This window comes from Streptomyces sp. ISL-98 (assembly GCF_018614055.1).
Lineage (GTDB): Bacteria > Actinomycetota > Actinomycetes > Streptomycetales > Streptomycetaceae > Streptomyces > Streptomyces spiramyceticus.
The window spans coordinates 50817-65442 of sequence record NZ_JAGGPB010000033.1 but is presented as its reverse complement, the minus strand read 5'-3'; the positions used below and the strand labels follow the sequence as shown (position 1 = coordinate 65442).

General features: G+C 67.5%; 15 protein-coding genes. 9 read left to right on the top strand and 6 right to left on the bottom strand.

Annotation, left to right across the window (positions count from 1 at the left end; all coding sequences use genetic code 11):
* Positions 1–380: 380 nt before the first annotated feature.
* From J7I98_RS22205 to J7I98_RS22190, 4 genes are all read right to left on the bottom strand, one after another.
* On the bottom strand, positions 381–1895 hold the full coding sequence (locus tag J7I98_RS22205; RefSeq protein WP_214923308.1) for a GIY-YIG nuclease family protein: 1515 nt from the start codon (positions 1893–1895) through the stop codon (positions 381–383).
* 495 nt (positions 1896–2390) lie between these two features.
* Positions 2391–3092 carry a hypothetical protein gene (locus J7I98_RS22200; RefSeq protein ID WP_214923306.1) on the bottom strand — a complete coding sequence of 234 codons (702 nt, stop codon included), beginning with the start codon at positions 3090–3092 and terminating at the stop codon, positions 2391–2393.
* A 203-nt stretch (positions 3093–3295) separates the two neighbouring features.
* Entirely contained in the window at positions 3296–4459 is a 1164-nt protein-coding gene (locus tag J7I98_RS22195; protein ID WP_214923302.1) for a competence protein CoiA, read from the bottom strand.
* Positions 4459–4656 (bottom strand): hypothetical protein, encoded by a 198-nt coding sequence (locus tag J7I98_RS22190; protein WP_214923299.1) that lies wholly within the window; start codon positions 4654–4656, stop codon positions 4459–4461. Before J7I98_RS22190 ends, J7I98_RS22195 begins: the two co-directional genes overlap by 1 nt.
* 693 nt (positions 4657–5349) lie before the next feature.
* On the opposite strand from J7I98_RS22190, the gene J7I98_RS41215 reads away from it, so the two are divergent.
* Positions 5350–5802, top strand: a complete 453-nt coding sequence (locus J7I98_RS41215) for a hypothetical protein (protein ID WP_251021004.1) — start codon at positions 5350–5352, stop codon at positions 5800–5802.
* Between the two features lie 27 nt (positions 5803–5829).
* A complete protein-coding gene (locus tag J7I98_RS22185) occupies positions 5830–6018 on the top strand; it encodes a hypothetical protein (RefSeq protein WP_251021003.1) in 189 nt (62 codons plus the stop codon).
* A 191-nt stretch (positions 6019–6209) separates the two neighbouring features.
* Here J7I98_RS22185 and J7I98_RS22180 read toward each other — a convergent pair whose 3' ends face one another.
* Together J7I98_RS22180 and J7I98_RS22175 are read right to left on the bottom strand one after the other, a co-directional pair.
* Positions 6210–6704 (bottom strand): hypothetical protein, encoded by a 495-nt coding sequence (locus J7I98_RS22180; protein ID WP_214923296.1) that lies wholly within the window; start codon positions 6702–6704, stop codon positions 6210–6212.
* 503 nt (positions 6705–7207) lie between these two features.
* Positions 7208–8500, bottom strand: coding sequence for a helix-turn-helix transcriptional regulator (locus tag J7I98_RS22175; RefSeq protein ID WP_308377890.1), 1293 nt, complete (start codon positions 8498–8500; stop codon positions 7208–7210).
* Positions 8501–8699: 199 nt separating this feature from the next.
* Between J7I98_RS22175 and J7I98_RS22170 the strand changes: the two genes are divergently transcribed.
* The 7 genes from J7I98_RS22170 (at position 8700) to J7I98_RS22140 (ending at position 14552) form a co-directional block, all read left to right on the top strand.
* Positions 8700–9140 (top strand): hypothetical protein, encoded by a 441-nt coding sequence (locus tag J7I98_RS22170; RefSeq protein WP_214923293.1) that lies wholly within the window; start codon positions 8700–8702, stop codon positions 9138–9140.
* A gap of 159 nt (positions 9141–9299) precedes the next feature.
* Positions 9300–9974, top strand: coding sequence for a trans-aconitate 2-methyltransferase (locus tag J7I98_RS22165; RefSeq protein WP_214923290.1), 675 nt, complete (start codon positions 9300–9302; stop codon positions 9972–9974).
* 1197 nt (positions 9975–11171) lie between these two features.
* Positions 11172–11837 carry a hypothetical protein gene (locus tag J7I98_RS22160; protein WP_214923287.1) on the top strand — a complete coding sequence of 222 codons (666 nt, stop codon included), beginning with the start codon at positions 11172–11174 and terminating at the stop codon, positions 11835–11837.
* A gap of 125 nt (positions 11838–11962) precedes the next feature.
* On the top strand, positions 11963–12769 hold the full coding sequence (locus J7I98_RS22155) for a hypothetical protein (RefSeq protein ID WP_214923285.1): 807 nt from the start codon (positions 11963–11965) through the stop codon (positions 12767–12769).
* Positions 12770–13145: 376 nt separating this feature from the next.
* Positions 13146–13778, top strand: coding sequence for a Ku protein (locus tag J7I98_RS22150; protein WP_285438066.1), 633 nt, complete (start codon positions 13146–13148; stop codon positions 13776–13778).
* Positions 13779–13909: 131 nt separating this feature from the next.
* Positions 13910–14059 carry a hypothetical protein gene (locus J7I98_RS22145; RefSeq protein ID WP_214923268.1) on the top strand — a complete coding sequence of 50 codons (150 nt, stop codon included), beginning with the start codon at positions 13910–13912 and terminating at the stop codon, positions 14057–14059.
* 247 nt (positions 14060–14306) lie between these two features.
* Positions 14307–14552, top strand: a complete 246-nt coding sequence (locus J7I98_RS22140; protein WP_214923265.1) for a hypothetical protein — start codon at positions 14307–14309, stop codon at positions 14550–14552.
* The last annotated feature ends 74 nt before the right edge of the window (positions 14553–14626 follow it).

Genomic DNA, 14626 nt, shown 5'->3' with positions numbered 1-14626 from the left:
GAGCGGGTGTCTCAGGGCTGCGCCCTTCGCAAAGGCGGGCGCAAGCGCCCGTAGTTGGGTCTGCGCCCCAACGGGTACCGCAGGGCGGGACTGCGTCCCGGTGAATCCGTGCTGCGCACGGATTGGGCACTCTGCTGCGCGACGTGCCTCGCGCAGTTGAGCTGTAGTTTATCTCCGGTGAAGCGCCGTCAGCTCTTCTGTGGTTGCTGTTACTTCAGGCAGCAAAAAGGGGCAGGGGTGGGGGCCGCTGAGTTGATAAACCGTCAGATTTGGGATCCTGGCGCCTCCACTGGATGATGGGTCGTCAGCTTAGTGGAATGTCGATTTGGTTGAAGTCCTGGATTTGGCAGGTACCCCCTTCGGGTTCAGCTTCTGAGTCGTCAGAACAGCGTGAGAGGCTCGGTGGTGAGGGAGGCGGCTTGGCTTTCGTCCCGGATCGCGTCACGCAGGTCGGCCGCGCTGACGTGCTGGGCGTCGAAGGTCTCGGTCCATCCGTTGGGCAGGTCGGCTGCGGTCAGGAAGACATCGTGGCCGGCGGCGCGCAGTCGGCGCAGGATCGCCTGTTCGACCAGTAGGGCGTCGTCGCCAGTGGGGACGTGATGCTCGTAGAACAGCTCCCATCCGTAGCGGGCGTGCTGGGCAATGCGGTCGTTGCGCTGGTGCGCGCCGGCGACGCCGATCTTGAGGGCCTGGTGCCCGGCGTGGGTGACGATGTAGACACGGGCGGGGGCGGCGCGGTTGAAGCCATGTCGGGCGCAGTACTTGCAGCCACGGCCGCTGCGGACCTTGGCCAGGGTGGGTGTTGAGGTGCGGCCGCAGGTGGTGCAGCGGCATCGCCAGGGTGTCATGGACGTGGTGTACGGCTGAAGGGGCGTGAGTCCGGCCTCGCGCATTGAGGCGGCGGCCCGTTCGGGGTCCTCGCGGCGGGCTGCGGCGGCCCGTAGGTCGGCGCAGCGTCGGCATCCGCTCTGGCCGGCCAGGATCGAGCCGAAGCTGGGTGAGGTGAGCGTTCCGCAGCCGTGACACAGGCACTGCCAGGGGTACTTGACGCCTCGGTAGGGCTCCTGGGGTTCGAATCCGCGCTCGCGCATCTCGGCGACGGCCAGGCTCTCGTCGTGGCGGGCGGCGATGCCGGTGGCCCGGTCGGCGCACGATTTGCATGAGGGGCGGCTTCGGCCGGTGAGGGAGCCCAGACGGGGGGAGACGGTGGCGCCGCAGCGGGTGCAGCGGCTCTTCCACGGGAACGCGGTGCCCGGGTAGGGCTCCAGGGGTTCCAGGTCGGCTGCGCGCATCACCGCGGCCGCCGCCTGGGCGTTGTGACGCATCGCCGCGTCGGCCTTGCGCCGGCCGCAGGGCCAGCAGCCGCCCTGGCCTTGACGGATGGAGCCCAGTGTGGGCGTGCCGTCCGTCCCGCAGGCCAGGCAGCGCACTGGCCACGGAGTATCCACGCCCGGGTAGGGGGCGAGCGGTTCCAGTCCGGCCGCGCGCATGTCGGCCGCCGCGACGTCCGGGTCGACCGGAGCGTTCGGGGCGCACCACCGGCACGGCCCGCTCCCGGAGTTGATACTGACGTAGAGGGGGGTGACTTCCCGTCCGCAAGTCAGATGCAGGCAGCGCCAGTGCCGGTCGCTGCCCGGGTAGGGCCCCAGCGGCTCCAGGCCCGCCGCGCGCATCACCGCGGCCGCCGCCTGCGGGTCGATCCGCCGGCCCGAGCAGTACACGCAGCCCTGCTGCCCCTTGGTGATGTTGCTCAGGCGCGGGGTAACCTCGCGCCCGCAGGTCACATGCCGGCAGCGCCACGGAACACCAGTACCGGGGTACGGCTCCAGCGGCTCCAGGCCAGCCGCGCGCATGATCTCCGACGGCGCCCGCGGGTCCTTACGTGGACGGCCCATCGTCTCGACTCCCCCGCGTAACGGTGCGCGCGGCACGCACCCGCGCTGCGGGCGCAGCATAAGGTCCGCCTCTGACAACCGGTCCGGCCCCGCTTTCCGGCCAGGTCGCGGGCACCGACGGCGCACTGGGTGCCCGGGAGTTGACCGGACCCGAACGCCCACGGGCGGGCCGCCCGCGAACGTTGCCCGGCGGTCCAGGCCGGGGTACGCCTAACCGTCAGGGATGACGCCTCGCCGTGCCGTTTTCAAGGCGCTGCGCAGCGCCCCCACCGGGATCAAGAGCGGAGGCGGATGGGGTTCCGTCAGCAGTCGCGGGTGCCTTCGCGATCATCTGCGTTGCCGTGAGCGCGGCCCGACCGGTGCTTCACCCGGCCTGTGGGCCGGGCGGGGTGACGGGTAGACAGATCCGGTCAGCGCTTGACCCGGCGACGTGCCTGGTCAGGGGGGCCTGCGAGGCTCGGCAGGACCCACCTCGATCTGCAGCCGGTCCGGTGGCTACCTGGCGTCGATGTAGTCGTCTTCGTTCGCCTGGGGAACCTTGCTGACGCTGTCGGTGAGGTCCTTGATGGCTTCGCCGAGGGTGATGGTGCCGAGGTCGAGGACAAAGACGCCGTTGCGGTAGTGCCTGAAGCCGATCTTCTCCCAGACCTTTCCGAGGGTGGCGATGGCGAGCGGGCGGGTTTCCTTGTTGTCCGGGTCGCTGGGGCCGCCGTTGATCGGGGCGGGGAAGCAGGCGATGCCTCGGCAGCCGGGGCTGAGCTTGTCGATCGCGCGTGCGGTCAGCAGGACGCCCAGGCCGAAGCCCTGCCAGGACCTTTCCAGTCGGGCGTTGGTGAGGATCAGCATGCTGGAGTAGATCGGCTCGGTGAACTCGTCGAGGTCGTCCTGGAATTCGCCGGTGGACGGGTCGAGGAGGGTCTCGGCCATCAGGCCCAGGTCACCGTCGTGCCCGTCGAGGACGCCGAACATGTCGCGGGTCTCGAAGGGGTCGATGCGGACGAACTCGAAGTCACCGACGTGCTCGATCGTCCCGCGGCCTTCGTGGTCGTAGACGTCGGCGGAGACGTTCCAGAAGCTGGGGCCGTCGTCTCCGTCGCTGTACCAGTCCTCGTGGTGGGTGTAGGTGAGCCGGATCATGCTCAGCGGTGCCGGCGTCGTGCGGGCGCCGGGCTCGGCGGCGGCTTCGGTCGAGGTCATAGGGACTCCTGCGGTGTAGCGACGGTCGTGGCCCGGGCAACGATCTGCGGGAAGGCCGACATGCCCGTGTGGACAGCCTGCCGTTCCCGGGCAGCCCGTGCGTCAAGTTGTGCCAGTTTCACCTCGACTGGTGCGAGGCCCGGCTTCCGGGGTTCGATTCAGTGATGTGGCTGCGGTGCCGCAGGCGGAGGCCGGCGACGAGCTCACCGTGATGTTCCCGCAAGGGTGATGATGCGGGCCCATGGGCCCGCTGTTGCTTTGAGGGCCTCGCGCTCTTCTTGGGAGCCGACGATGACGGGGATATCGCCGAGGAGTTCCCAGTCGATGCGTGCGGGGTCGGGGCGTATGAGTGCGGCGCGGGTGATGCTCCAGGTTCCCTCAACGTGACGCGAGAGCGCGAGGCCGCCCGCCAGCCAGTCGGCGGTCCACCGGGGTCTGGCCATGGCCGGCTTGCCGGTGGTCTGCCGTACCCACGCCTTGGCCGCCTCCAGCAGGCGGCGCTGGTCTTCGGGGGGCCACTGCTGATACCAGGGCAGAGAAGGGTCGCGGGTGTGGGCGGGTGCTGTCGGCAGGGGCGCGGAGGCAGCATGGGGCGTTGCGTATGCCGAGGCGGTTTCGATGTCCTCGGGTGTGGCCCATCCGTCATAGCGCAGGCCGAGTGCGGTGGTGTTCTCCAGCGGGATCAGGCGGCCGTGGAGCAGCGCGGTGACGAAGTCCGTCAGGGGCATGTCGGTGGGGCGGTCCCAGCCGGCGTGGACGGGGCCGTGCCAGGGCGGGCTCGGGTCGCATTCGCAGGGATCAGCGCTGAACTGTCTCGCTGTCTCGTGAGTCCGCTGCCACGGTGACTGGGGCGTGGCGGGGCGGTGGAGGCGGGCGGAGGGGACATGGGTGAGCCAGCGTGCGGCGTGTGGGGTGAACCAGACGACGTCGATGCCGTCGTCCCGGTAGCAGCGGGTGCGTTCGAGGACGTCGTCGAGGGAGGCGGAGGAGATTTGCGCTTCGAGGGCCGTGCGTCGGCCTTCTGGTGCCGTTACCAGCACATCGGCCCGCCAGCCGCGGTGCCCGGCGGTGACTTCCAGTTCGGCATGGTGGCCGGCTTCTCGCGCGGCGCGGGCTAACTCCCGTTTGAGGTTGCGGTGTTCTGCCGTTTCGCCTCCGCTGGCGCAGTGGGGTGAGCGGCGGTGGTGGGCGAAGAACCGGCCGCCCCTGCCGGACATCTTGGCGTGCATGCTCTGGCCACAGTCCGTGCACGTGAGTGCGGCGCGAGGACGTGCGCGGTAGACGGCGTCCCAGGTCAGGGCGCGGCCGAGGTCGTCGAGGGTCGCGTCGAGTGGTCCGTGGCCGGCCAGGTAGGTGGTCAGGGGCATCAGCAGGTGACTCCCACAGTCACGTCGAAACGACTCCCGCCCTTGGTTACAAAGCCAGCCTGGCGCAGCGCGGGGAGGCTCTCCCGTGTGGAGCGGCCACGGTGCGTCGTGGCAAGCTCGTTGAACGCCTGGTAGCTGTCTTGTCCGCCCGGCAGGAGCTGCTCCAGGGCGTCCCGGTCGATATCGATTCGTCCCATCGTCCTGCTCCTTCTTGCTCGGCGGGCTCGGCCGCCCGGTGGTATCCGACGCTACGAGCTGCCACTGACAGTCCGGTGCCGCGCCCGGCCGTGGGCGGCCGGACCGCGCAGGGGCTTGGAGTCACCGTGTGCGTATCCAGATCGCCTTGGAATCGCAGACTTGTGTGCAGGGTTGCGTCTTCGATAATGCGGGCAGAGGCGGAGATGGTCTCTGAATCTTTCGAGTGGCCTCGGGTGCCTGCGGCTTTCTCAGTTGAGGTTTGCTTCCAGCGGGCGGAGCGGAGCGCGCGGCGGGTGGGAACGGCTGCTCGTACTGAGAAGGAGCGGATCTGCACCGAGTTGGCGACGTGTGCCGCCGGACACGGAGCTGGGATTCTGGAGCAGGTCTGCGAAGACTGGGGCGGCGGGTTCATTTTGACCGCCCCGGGGTATCGCAGTGCGGGGCTGTTTCACCACAGGACGTAACGGAACCTTGAGGTCCACGCGGTATCACGAACCTCGGGCCCTTAGGAGTTGTCGTCAAAGTGTCACTCCCACAGCAGGAGCGAGGCGAGGGTGACGGCTGTGTGGTAGTGGCTTTGTCCACGACACCGGACAGCACTTCGACAGCGGCTCGGGAGGCACTCGCCCGCCGGCGCCCGGACGTCATGTTCGCGAGTTTCGACAGCATCGGGCACTCCTAGAGTGGTCCACATGCCGATACCCGTACATGCTCTCGCCCACCGGCTGTTGACCGCGGAGGCCGTTGCCGAGCTCGTAGCCCTACCGACCGCGCCGCAAGCCTGTGACGACGACGCCATCGATGCGGAGATGCAGCAACGGGGATGGAGCTGGGAACACGAACTGGTCTGCGACTCCATCCGCACCGGTTTCGGGCACGTGCTGTGTACCGACGGCCTCGTCCCGTTCGGGCACCCAGACGCCCGGCACTTCCTGGTCTTCGGCGAGCTGTACCCCGTCGACCCGTATGACGAGCGTATGGTCAACGGACCGTGGCTGTACGGCCTCATGGAGGACTGGCAGCAGCAGCCCGGCTGGAGTGGCCGCAGACCTGCTACCGACCAGGACTGCCAGAACGTGCTCGCGCAAGCAGCGCAGGCAGTGACCGAGCATCTCCGCACAGCCCCGGAGCGCACGATTCTGTGATCCGCAGCCATGGTCACCGGGCCCGCAATGACGCATCGCATTTGGCGCACCCCCACCCACGCCCTGGTACTCGGACCGGCCTCCGACAACGGCCCCTACGGCTACCTCACCCACCTGCAACTGTCCTACACCCCACTCACCTGCGGTCCCGAGCTTCCGCCGACGGGCGACGAAGACCACCTGGCCAGGTGGATCGCCGCCCACGTCGACTGGTGACCCCGGCTCTCGGACGGGCCCGAGAGGAGTGCCGCCGACGGGTGCTGCCCAACCTCGTGAACATCAACTTTCCGCTGAACGCAGCGCCTCCCACCAAGCTGAACGTCTGCTGTCGAGACTCGTGGACAAAGCCAGTGGTAGGACTGTGCGGTCTTCTCGTACCGTTGACGTAGGCTGCGGGACGTAGACCCTCAGACCCCGGCCGTGCAGAACACGCACGCCTCCCAGAACGGCAGCGCGTCCAGCACCCGGTGACGTACGCACGAGGCCATCGCGGCCTCCTGCGGCCCGGGCAGGACACATGTGCCGGCCCTCGCGGTCGCAGGGTCGAACTCCTCCACCATCGCCCGGTACGTGCGCAGGTACCCCTCGGCCCGGGGCGGCTCGTACGTCAGTTCCTCCCACCGGTGGCGGGACAGCGCCAGATCGAGGACGCGCAGCAGGAAGCCCTTGGCCGCGGCCGCCTCCTGCGGCGTGTCCCCCCAGTCGAGCTCCGCCAGGCCGAAGCCGACCACCCCACGCCCCATCACGTTCTGGTCCTGGAGCGTCAGCAGGGCGGCGAAGCGGAAGTCCCACGGCTCGTGGGCCAGCGCGGACACGGCGAGCATCAGCACGTCCACGAACACCGCCGTGCCGCCGTTGATCATCTCCAGGTACCGGCCGTCACCGCCGTTAAACACGTTCATGTCTGCGTCCTCCCATGAGGCAGGGCGACCAGCGTAAATCCCCCAGTGGCCCGGACTGTCCCGCCCGGTTACTGAGATTCCGCGCGTGATGTCGCATGGCGGCAGGGCCTCTGAGCTGGGGCCATGGACGACCGCAAGGCGACACCATGCAGAGATCATCAGTAGCGCCCTGCCCGCGCGGCGGGCACCGAAGTTGCCCGGGGGCGAGAAGCGGCCCGGACCAAGGCAGCCACCCAGACAGGGATCACCGTCGAGACCCGCACTCGGCTCGGCTTCATGGCCCCCCGAAGCACCGACGATGGTCGCGTCCGCCTCATCACCGGGGTGGAGTGACAGGCAAGCGGCGCACCGGACCGATGCCGTTGCAGGTGGTCTTTAAGCACAGAGAGCCGTTGCCGTAATCCAGCGCCCGGCTACGGCTTCGGGGCCAGCTGAAACAGCCTTCGACGCTCCTGAGCGGAGTTCCCCTTGAGGTTTATGTGAAGTCCCCCGGCCTTCTTCGGTCAGGCGGCACTCGAACCGACGGCCGCGGCTAGCTCGCGTACTCCAGTTACCTGGGCGTGCCGCGAGCGCAGGTCGCTGACAATTTTCCGGATGGCTGGTCGGTCGCGGACCTCGCCCGGCGACACACGTAGGGCGGACAGCAGCTCGGCGGCCGTCTGCTCCGGCTTACCCCATTGCCACCACGCCCGGCCAAGATCAGTGTGCATGCGCCCCTTGCGTTCGGCCGTCTTGAACTGGGCCGCACGCAGACCGCGGCCGGCTTCGAGGGCGGCGCCCGCGTCACCGAGCGCCCAGTGCACACCGACTGCGTACAAATCGACGGCGGCCGGGGTGATGGGGAACAGCCGGCCCTCGGGCGGCTCCTGTGGAAGGTCTCGGGCGGCCCGGGTGGCTTCACGGATCATCGTCAGAGCCTGATCTCGGTCACCGGCCCGGGCCGCAGTGTATGAGGTGGTGCACAGCATCTGCGCGTACGCCGAAGCCTGCGCGCCGGTCTTCAGCCCGGTTCCCTCCACCCTGGAGGCCGCGTCGAGGATATGCCGTTGGGCGGCGGCCTGTTGGTCCTGGTGGCGGAGCACGATGCTCAGCTCCCGGGCCGCCGCCGCGGCGACGAGGGGCGAGCCGGACAGCTCGGCGTAAATGGTCGCCCGGTCGGCGCTGAGCCGCGACTGGTCGTAACTGCCGATCTTCGTCAGCACCTGGGAGGTCAGGCTGTAGCACGCCGACAGACGGGCGAGATCAACCTCCTGACGGCTCTGGGCGGCGTTGCGCGCGTCGGCCAGCAGGCCAGGCAACGTCTTGAGGAGCTTGCTGTGCTGACCGGCGTCGAAGTAGCCGCGGGCAGCGGTGATGCGCGTCTCCAGGGGGAAGGGCGAGCCCGTGGGGTCAGGCGTGCTGGCGAGCGCGTCCTTTACGCCGGCCAGGAGAGCGGCGGGGGCCGTGAGGCTGGCGGCAGCGAGCAAAGTGCGGCGACGCATGGGGTCCTCCTCGGCACAGCGTGGCCCGTCCGCCACGACTCTAGCGGCTGGCGTCCCGGCTAACCCGAGCGACGCTGCGAGGACATGCGTCGGCACGCCAACCTCCCAGGCGGCGTGCCGGATGAGCGCCAGGTCCGCGTATCTGCGGCGCTGTTCCAGCCGGGAGATGGTCGACGCGGAGCAGCCGATGCGCGCTCCGAGGTCTGCCTGCCGCCAACCCCGGTGCTCGCGCCCTATCCGTATGAGCCCGCCGGGGTCCTGGCGGGCGATGAGCATGCTGACCTTGCCGGAGCTCCAGAGCGGATCGGTGCGCACGAGGGGGCCTCCCACTCGCCAGGGGCCGACAGGGCTGCCTGTCCACGGTAGGGGCCCGTTCAGCAGGGTGTATACGGCGTGTGCAGCATCTGCAAACGGCGTGCACCCTGCGCAAGTTGACCACCAGGCGGCCGCGGCCGACGCTGTGCTTGGGGCGTGGCCCCGCTTCGGGTGGGGCCCCCACATCCCGGAGGACAGCATGGCGACAGCAGTCGAGACCAAAGTCCGTGACCCGCGGGACTACGTGAAGCCCGAGGTCTGGGACCGTGAGATCCAGCTCCTCATGCGCGACTACCCCTTCGACGAGGTGATGGCGACACGGCTCTTCCACGCCGCCGTCTCCTACCTGATCACGGCCATCGACAAGTGGGGCCAGGGCCTGGAGCTGTGCTGCGGCCGGACGGTCGACATCGCAGTCCACGTCTTCATCCTGGACACCAAGAACTACCGCGACTTCTGCCACGAGCACTTCGACGGCAAGTTCCTGGAACACATCCCGGAGATCGAATTCAAGTACGACGGCAGCGTCGAGCGCACCGCGCAGATCATCGCCGACAACGGCTTCGAGGTCGACTGGAAGCTGTGGGAGGCGGACTACGGCAAGTGCGGCCCGTGCCGGCCGGGCGAAAACTGCCACTGAACCGCTACAACCGGTCGGGCCCGGGGGCGCTGTGAGCACCCCCGGGCCCTCGCGCACGCCGGTACGGGCATCGTCGAGTCATTCACCCGTGGGCGGGAGGCAGCACCGGTACGGTGGCCAGCTCGAAAGACTGGCCCCGCTGCCCCCACGAGGAGCGTCATGCCCCGCGAACCCCACACCCCGGCCGAATACTGGGACACGTACATGCCTTACCGGGGGGAAGGTGAGCAGCCCGCCCCGGTGGCCGACCGGTTCGAGTGGACCCAGTACCCCGGCCACGGGCCCGGGGTTGAGTTGCTCGGGCAGCCACGCCGGGCCCTGGACCTCGGGCCGGCGGAGGGCAAGGAAGCTGTGGTCCTGGCCCGTCAAGGGGTTGAGGTGACCGGCGTGGACCTCTCCCCCGCCCAGGTCGAGCGCGCCCGCAGATGGTGGAAGGACGTCCCCGGCGTGTCTTTCGTCCACGAGGACGTGTGCGACCACCTCGCGTCCACCGCAGAACCGTACGATGCGATCTACTCCGTGTGGGGCGCTGTGTGGTTCACCGACCCAGAAGTCCTCTTCCCGATCGTCGCCAAGTGCCTGACACCCCGCGGAGTCTTCGCCTTCAGCCAGGCTGAGCCGGTCCCCGGCGCGTACGGGGCGCAGCCGATGCGCGGCAAATGGCTCGAAGGCCGAGAGCGCGAGCTGACCGTGCTGCGCTGGCAGTACACGCCCCAAGCGTGGGCGGACCTGCTGAAGCGCCACGGCTTCACCGACATCGACGCCCGCATCCTGCCCCCGCCGAACGCAGAAGGCATGGGCACGCTCCTCGTGCGCGCCCAGGGTCCGGAGTAGTCAGCCAGGGCGATGCCACGGGCCAGCAGCAACGGGGCGAGCTGAGTGGGCGCTACGGCACGTCGCCGGCCGCCGCGCACGGCCGGCGCCTCAACCTCGTTTCGGTCGAAACGGCCCTGTACTCCCGAAGCTGACACCAGACGACAAGTAGCTGAGAGTTACGACTGAGGGCCCGGGATGTCTTCCCGGGCCCTCAGCGGTGTCGGGCGGTGCGCTCAGGTCACGCGGCCTGGCGGGCGGGAGTTCGCTGTCGAGCCAGGTGATGAAAGCCAGCGTGGAGCCGCTGAAGTGCTCGCGGATTCGTGCCTGGATGGCGCGGAGTTCGTGGCCGGGGACGAAGTCGTGGGTGGTGGTCTCGCCACAGCCGCACGCGCAGTCGCGGGTGCGGAAGGGGGCTTCTTCGGGCAGACGCCGTAGGCGATGCTGTTGCGGGAGGTGTCGGCGAGTGCACGGTGAACACGATGCCGGAGGGGTCGTGCGAGCCCTTCAGTTCCCCGGTGAGGAACTCCAGGCCGACATCGCTCGCCTTCAGTTCCTCGGCGAGCATGGCGAGTTCGATGCCGCGTCCGAGCCGCTTGTGTTCGTGGACGACGAGTGTGACTTTGATGGCTTGGTGGCGTCGATTCTCCGGCGATAGATGGCGTCATCGTTGCTTGCGCCTCGCTCTCCTCGGGTGTGAGTAGTTGCGGTACAGGAAATCCCGGTGGAATTGATCTTGCTTGGGTTCCCTACTCCAGAAAGCGCTCGGGTGCGCTGTGCCCCGGGGCGGCGTTGTCCTCTTCGGGCTCTGCGGGGCCGGGTTACTGCTTCGCTGCGGCGCAGGCCTTCTGTGCAACGGCCTCAGTGAAGCCCCCTTGCAGCAAACTTTCCGCGCAATGCTCTTCCGTGAAGCTCCCCTGCCCTGTGCCAAGGCAGACGAAGAGGCCGCTATCCACGTCCCCCGGCTGTCCCTCAAGCACCTCCAGGCAAGCGTGGCTGTCGGCATGGGCGGCAGGGGTAGCCAGGGCGACGCCGCCCATAGCCAGAACGACTGAGGCGGCAGCAGACAGGACGCGCGCCTCTCCGAGATCCTGGACCGTCAGAGTGAAGTTGCCAGGTGTGGCGAGTTCTTGTTGGCCCGCGCGGGAATGAATAAATCAGGCAGCAATGCGTACGTGCCCGTTCAGAAGTAGGCTATATGCCCGTTAGGGGAAATCGGTGGCCGCTATCAAGGATATCGTCAAAAAATTCACTGGCAGTGAGGAGCAGAAGAAGGATCTGAAATTCACTCTAGGCATCCTCGATAAGCTGGCAGCTGCTAAGACCGATGCATTCAAGGAGAGAATGAAGGAACTTCCTGAAGCTTCGCTTGGGCCTGTGAGGGTCAAGGCCGATCCCTACTGGTTCGAGGCTAGAAGTTACGTCAAGGTCAGCGACGTGCCGAACACAATGGTCAGCGGTGTCATCGATAAGGGGCTCCGTAATAGCGATCCAGACTTCAAGAGCATCATTGCTGATGTACTGCAGGGCTCCCTTGACATCCTCCTCGGCCATGTCAGCGCCGGGGAGTACAAAGAGGAACGGCAAATGGTCACACTCGACGAAAACTCCATCATTCGCGTGGACTCGTTCGTGTGGCAGTATCAATTCGATTACAACGGTCTCACGTCAGGGGTGAACAACGTATTTGCCTACGGGCTTTCGCTGTCTACCGTGAAGCTGGATTGCATCACCGAGGAGCTACTCAGGCTCCAGATTCAACACATGGTTGGCGCAATCCCCAACCTAGACCCCCAGAAGAGGGAACAAAAGGAGCAAGAACTCTTCGAGAAGCTGCACAAGAAGGCGGATTACTTTTATTCGGCTGCCGAAAAAAAAGACTGACAGCCCTCGTCTCGGCGGTCAACGAAAACGTACGCAGCCCCGGTGGGCTGGCGTGCGGGCGCGAAGAGACCCTCTACGTAGCCGAGCCCGACGCGCAGCGGATCTGGAAGGCAACACCTGCCGGCATGAGCACGGTGGCCGGCGGCGGACAAAGCGACCAAGACGGCGTGCCCGCGACGCAGGCCCGGTTGCCCGACCTGGCCGACATCGCTTATGACCGCGCCTCACACACCTTGTTCATCGCCGTTGCCGGCGAGGGACGGGTACGCAAGGTCACCCCCGACGGAATCATCCACACCATCGCCGACGCCCGCCAACGCGTCATCACTCTGGATTCCATGCCCCGGCCTGTAGCGGTCACCGTGGACGGTCAGGGAACCGTTCACGTCTTTGCCCGCCTACGGCTCGGAGACTACGAGCAATTCGAGTTCTGGCGCATCGAACCCAACGGCCATGTCACTGTCAGACAGCAGGACGCACTGCCCAGCGACCAGCTTCCCTGGATTTCCGCGATGGCCGCGTACAACGCCGACTACACCGTGATCAGCTACTCCGACCGCGGGGTCGTCTGCCGCCTGCCGGCTGAAAGCTCGACCGGCAGCACACCAGTGGCTGGCGGAGGCACGCAGGAGGCCGACGGCGTGCCGGCGACATGCGCTCTTCTCTGCTACCCCACGGGCTTGGACTTCGACGACGCCGGGAACCTCTACATCGCCGACGGCTTGATGGAGACGTCGCCCGAGAAGCAACGCATTCGCAGAGTCGCCCCAGACGGCACCATCAGCACCGTGCATCTCGGCGAGGGCCTGGCCGACCTGGCCGTCAACGGCACCGGAACAACCGTCTACGCCCTGGCCCCCGCCAACGAAGCCCCCGAGGGCGAGCCTGTCCCCTGGCGCCTGCGGGGCTACCTCTTCAGCACGGACGGCTGAGACCTTGGCAGAACTTCGCATTGCTGCGGGCGGTGGCCCGCAACGGCTTCCAGCCGGACGCGCACCGGCGCACCCGCTCGACCCTGCTTTCGCCGTGGGGCCCAAGCCCCATGCGCATCCACCCTCTGTCGCGGCAGCCCGAGACTAGCCTCGGGCTTTCGCGAGTGGGCCCGTCCGGGCCTTGATCAATGGAGAGTGCCACTGACCTGCAACGATGGGACTTGTCGAGGGTCCTGTCAGTTGCAAGGAAAGAAGCACTCTCCAGGTGAAGAAGCGTAGCGGGTCGTACCCGCGTGTCCGTGTCGATCGAAGAGCGCACGGTTCGGCTTCATGAGATCCACACCGCCGACGGCAGCAGAGTCGAACACCGCCGCTTCTGCCGGGCCGAGGGCCGCGAGAAATCCCGTACGAAGAAGTCGGGCGCGGCTTCACGATGCCCGGGGGCCAGGTGGTGCCGCTCACGGAAGAGGATCTGGCGCACCTTCCGCTGCCGACGAAGCGCACCTTCGAGGTCATGGGCTTCGTCGCGAGCCAGGACATCGACCCGATCAGCTACGGCAAGCCGTACTACGCCGGTCCCGGCGGCGAGGGGGCTGAGCGACCGTATGCCCTGCTCGTCGAGGCGCTCGCCCGTACTAGCTACGTGGGCGTGGGCAAGATCGCCATCAGGAGCCGAGAGCGCCTGGCGGTGCTGCGGCCACGGCGCGGTGTCCTCGTTCTCCAGACCTTGCTCTGGGGGGACGAGCTGCGCGAGCCAGGTGACCTCGCACCGTCGGCGCCGGTCACGGACCGGGAACTGGAGCTGGCCGAGGTCTTGATCAGAGAGCTGACCGGCATCGACGTGCGCGAGGTGCACGACGAGTACGGGCAGGCCCTAGAGCAACTGGTGGCTGCCAAGGCCGGAGGCGGGCAGTTGGCCGAACTGGTGGAGGCCGTGCCGGTGGTGGATCTGATGGCCGCGCTGGAGGAAAGCGTCCGGGCTGCGCGGCACAGCCCACCGCGCAGCTGATTCCAGTTCGGGTACGGGGAGCAGGGGCGGCCGCGGAGACTCCACACCAGGCGTACGCCGAGCGGCTGATCTGGCACCGCGCCACTACGCGGCTCGCAAAGCCCAGCCAGTTGCGGTCCTACCGTCGCGGCATGACCCTGACGCTGGAAGAACCGCAGCCGTCCCCCGACGGAACACCCCAACTCACACCCTCCACCGTGGACTTCCTTCGCGAGCAGACTGCCGTGGTCGGGGACACCCAGAACCCGTCCTCAAACCTCGTGATCGCGCCACTCACTTGACCAGTACGGAGGTCGGTCGCGGAGGTCGTTCCACAGGGATTCCAGCTTGGTCACCGCACGCTCGTACGCCCCAGCCTGGAGAGAGCCTCCAGTGGCCTGGCCACGTAGACGACGAGCCTCTTCCCACGCCTGGACAAACGGCTTGTGTCCTACCTCGAACGACGTGGAGTCTGGTGTCCAGTCGGCAGGGAATCCGACCGCCTGGGCAATGGCGTCGTGCCGGTACCGGGCGTTGTCAACGAGGCTCATGTCAGCAGTCTTCCTTAGCTTCCGAGGTTTAGAGACGGGTTGTCAGACGGAACTGGATGCGCTGCCGGTACTGCGCTTCTTCGGCCGGTACGAATCCGAGGCGCTGCTGCAGGCCGCCCAGTGGTGCAAGGACCACGTGGACGGACAAGACGTCGTGGTGACTTCCACCTGGTTCCGCCACATCGACGAAGAAGTCGAGGACGGACTCAACTACGAGTTCGGGTTGGCCGTCGAGGTCATCTGACGGGCGGGACCCAAGCTCCTCTGCTCGCCAGGTGTGAAAGCGCCGCTCTTGGCGTCGTCGGTCGCCGCATGGCT

What these genes read in the sequence shown, in the direction of transcription:
- J7I98_RS22145 (WP_214923268.1), top strand. Translation starts at nt 13,910, where the DNA reads ATGACCCTGACGCTGGAAGAACCGCAGCCGTCCCCCGACGGAACACCC.
- J7I98_RS22170 (WP_214923293.1), top strand. Translation starts at nt 8,700, where the DNA reads ATGGCGACAGCAGTCGAGACCAAAGTCCGTGACCCGCGGGACTACGTG.
- J7I98_RS22155 (WP_214923285.1), top strand. Translation starts at nt 11,963, where the DNA reads ATGAGCACGGTGGCCGGCGGCGGACAAAGCGACCAAGACGGCGTGCCC.
- J7I98_RS22165 (WP_214923290.1), top strand. Translation starts at nt 9,300, where the DNA reads ATGCCCCGCGAACCCCACACCCCGGCCGAATACTGGGACACGTACATG.
- J7I98_RS22205 (WP_214923308.1), bottom strand. Translation starts at nt 1,895, where the DNA reads ATGGGCCGTCCACGTAAGGACCCGCGGGCGCCGTCGGAGATCATGCGC.
- J7I98_RS22185 (WP_251021003.1), top strand. Translation starts at nt 5,830, where the DNA reads ATGACGCATCGCATTTGGCGCACCCCCACCCACGCCCTGGTACTCGGA.
- J7I98_RS41215 (WP_251021004.1), top strand. Translation starts at nt 5,350, where the DNA reads ATGCCGATACCCGTACATGCTCTCGCCCACCGGCTGTTGACCGCGGAG.
- J7I98_RS22190 (WP_214923299.1), bottom strand. Translation starts at nt 4,656, where the DNA reads ATGGGACGAATCGATATCGACCGGGACGCCCTGGAGCAGCTCCTGCCG.
- J7I98_RS22140 (WP_214923265.1), top strand. Translation starts at nt 14,307, where the DNA reads ATGTCAGCAGTCTTCCTTAGCTTCCGAGGTTTAGAGACGGGTTGTCAG.
- J7I98_RS22195 (WP_214923302.1), bottom strand. Translation starts at nt 4,459, where the DNA reads ATGCCCCTGACCACCTACCTGGCCGGCCACGGACCACTCGACGCGACC.
- J7I98_RS22180 (WP_214923296.1), bottom strand. Translation starts at nt 6,704, where the DNA reads ATGAACGTGTTTAACGGCGGTGACGGCCGGTACCTGGAGATGATCAAC.
- J7I98_RS22200 (WP_214923306.1), bottom strand. Translation starts at nt 3,092, where the DNA reads ATGACCTCGACCGAAGCCGCCGCCGAGCCCGGCGCCCGCACGACGCCG.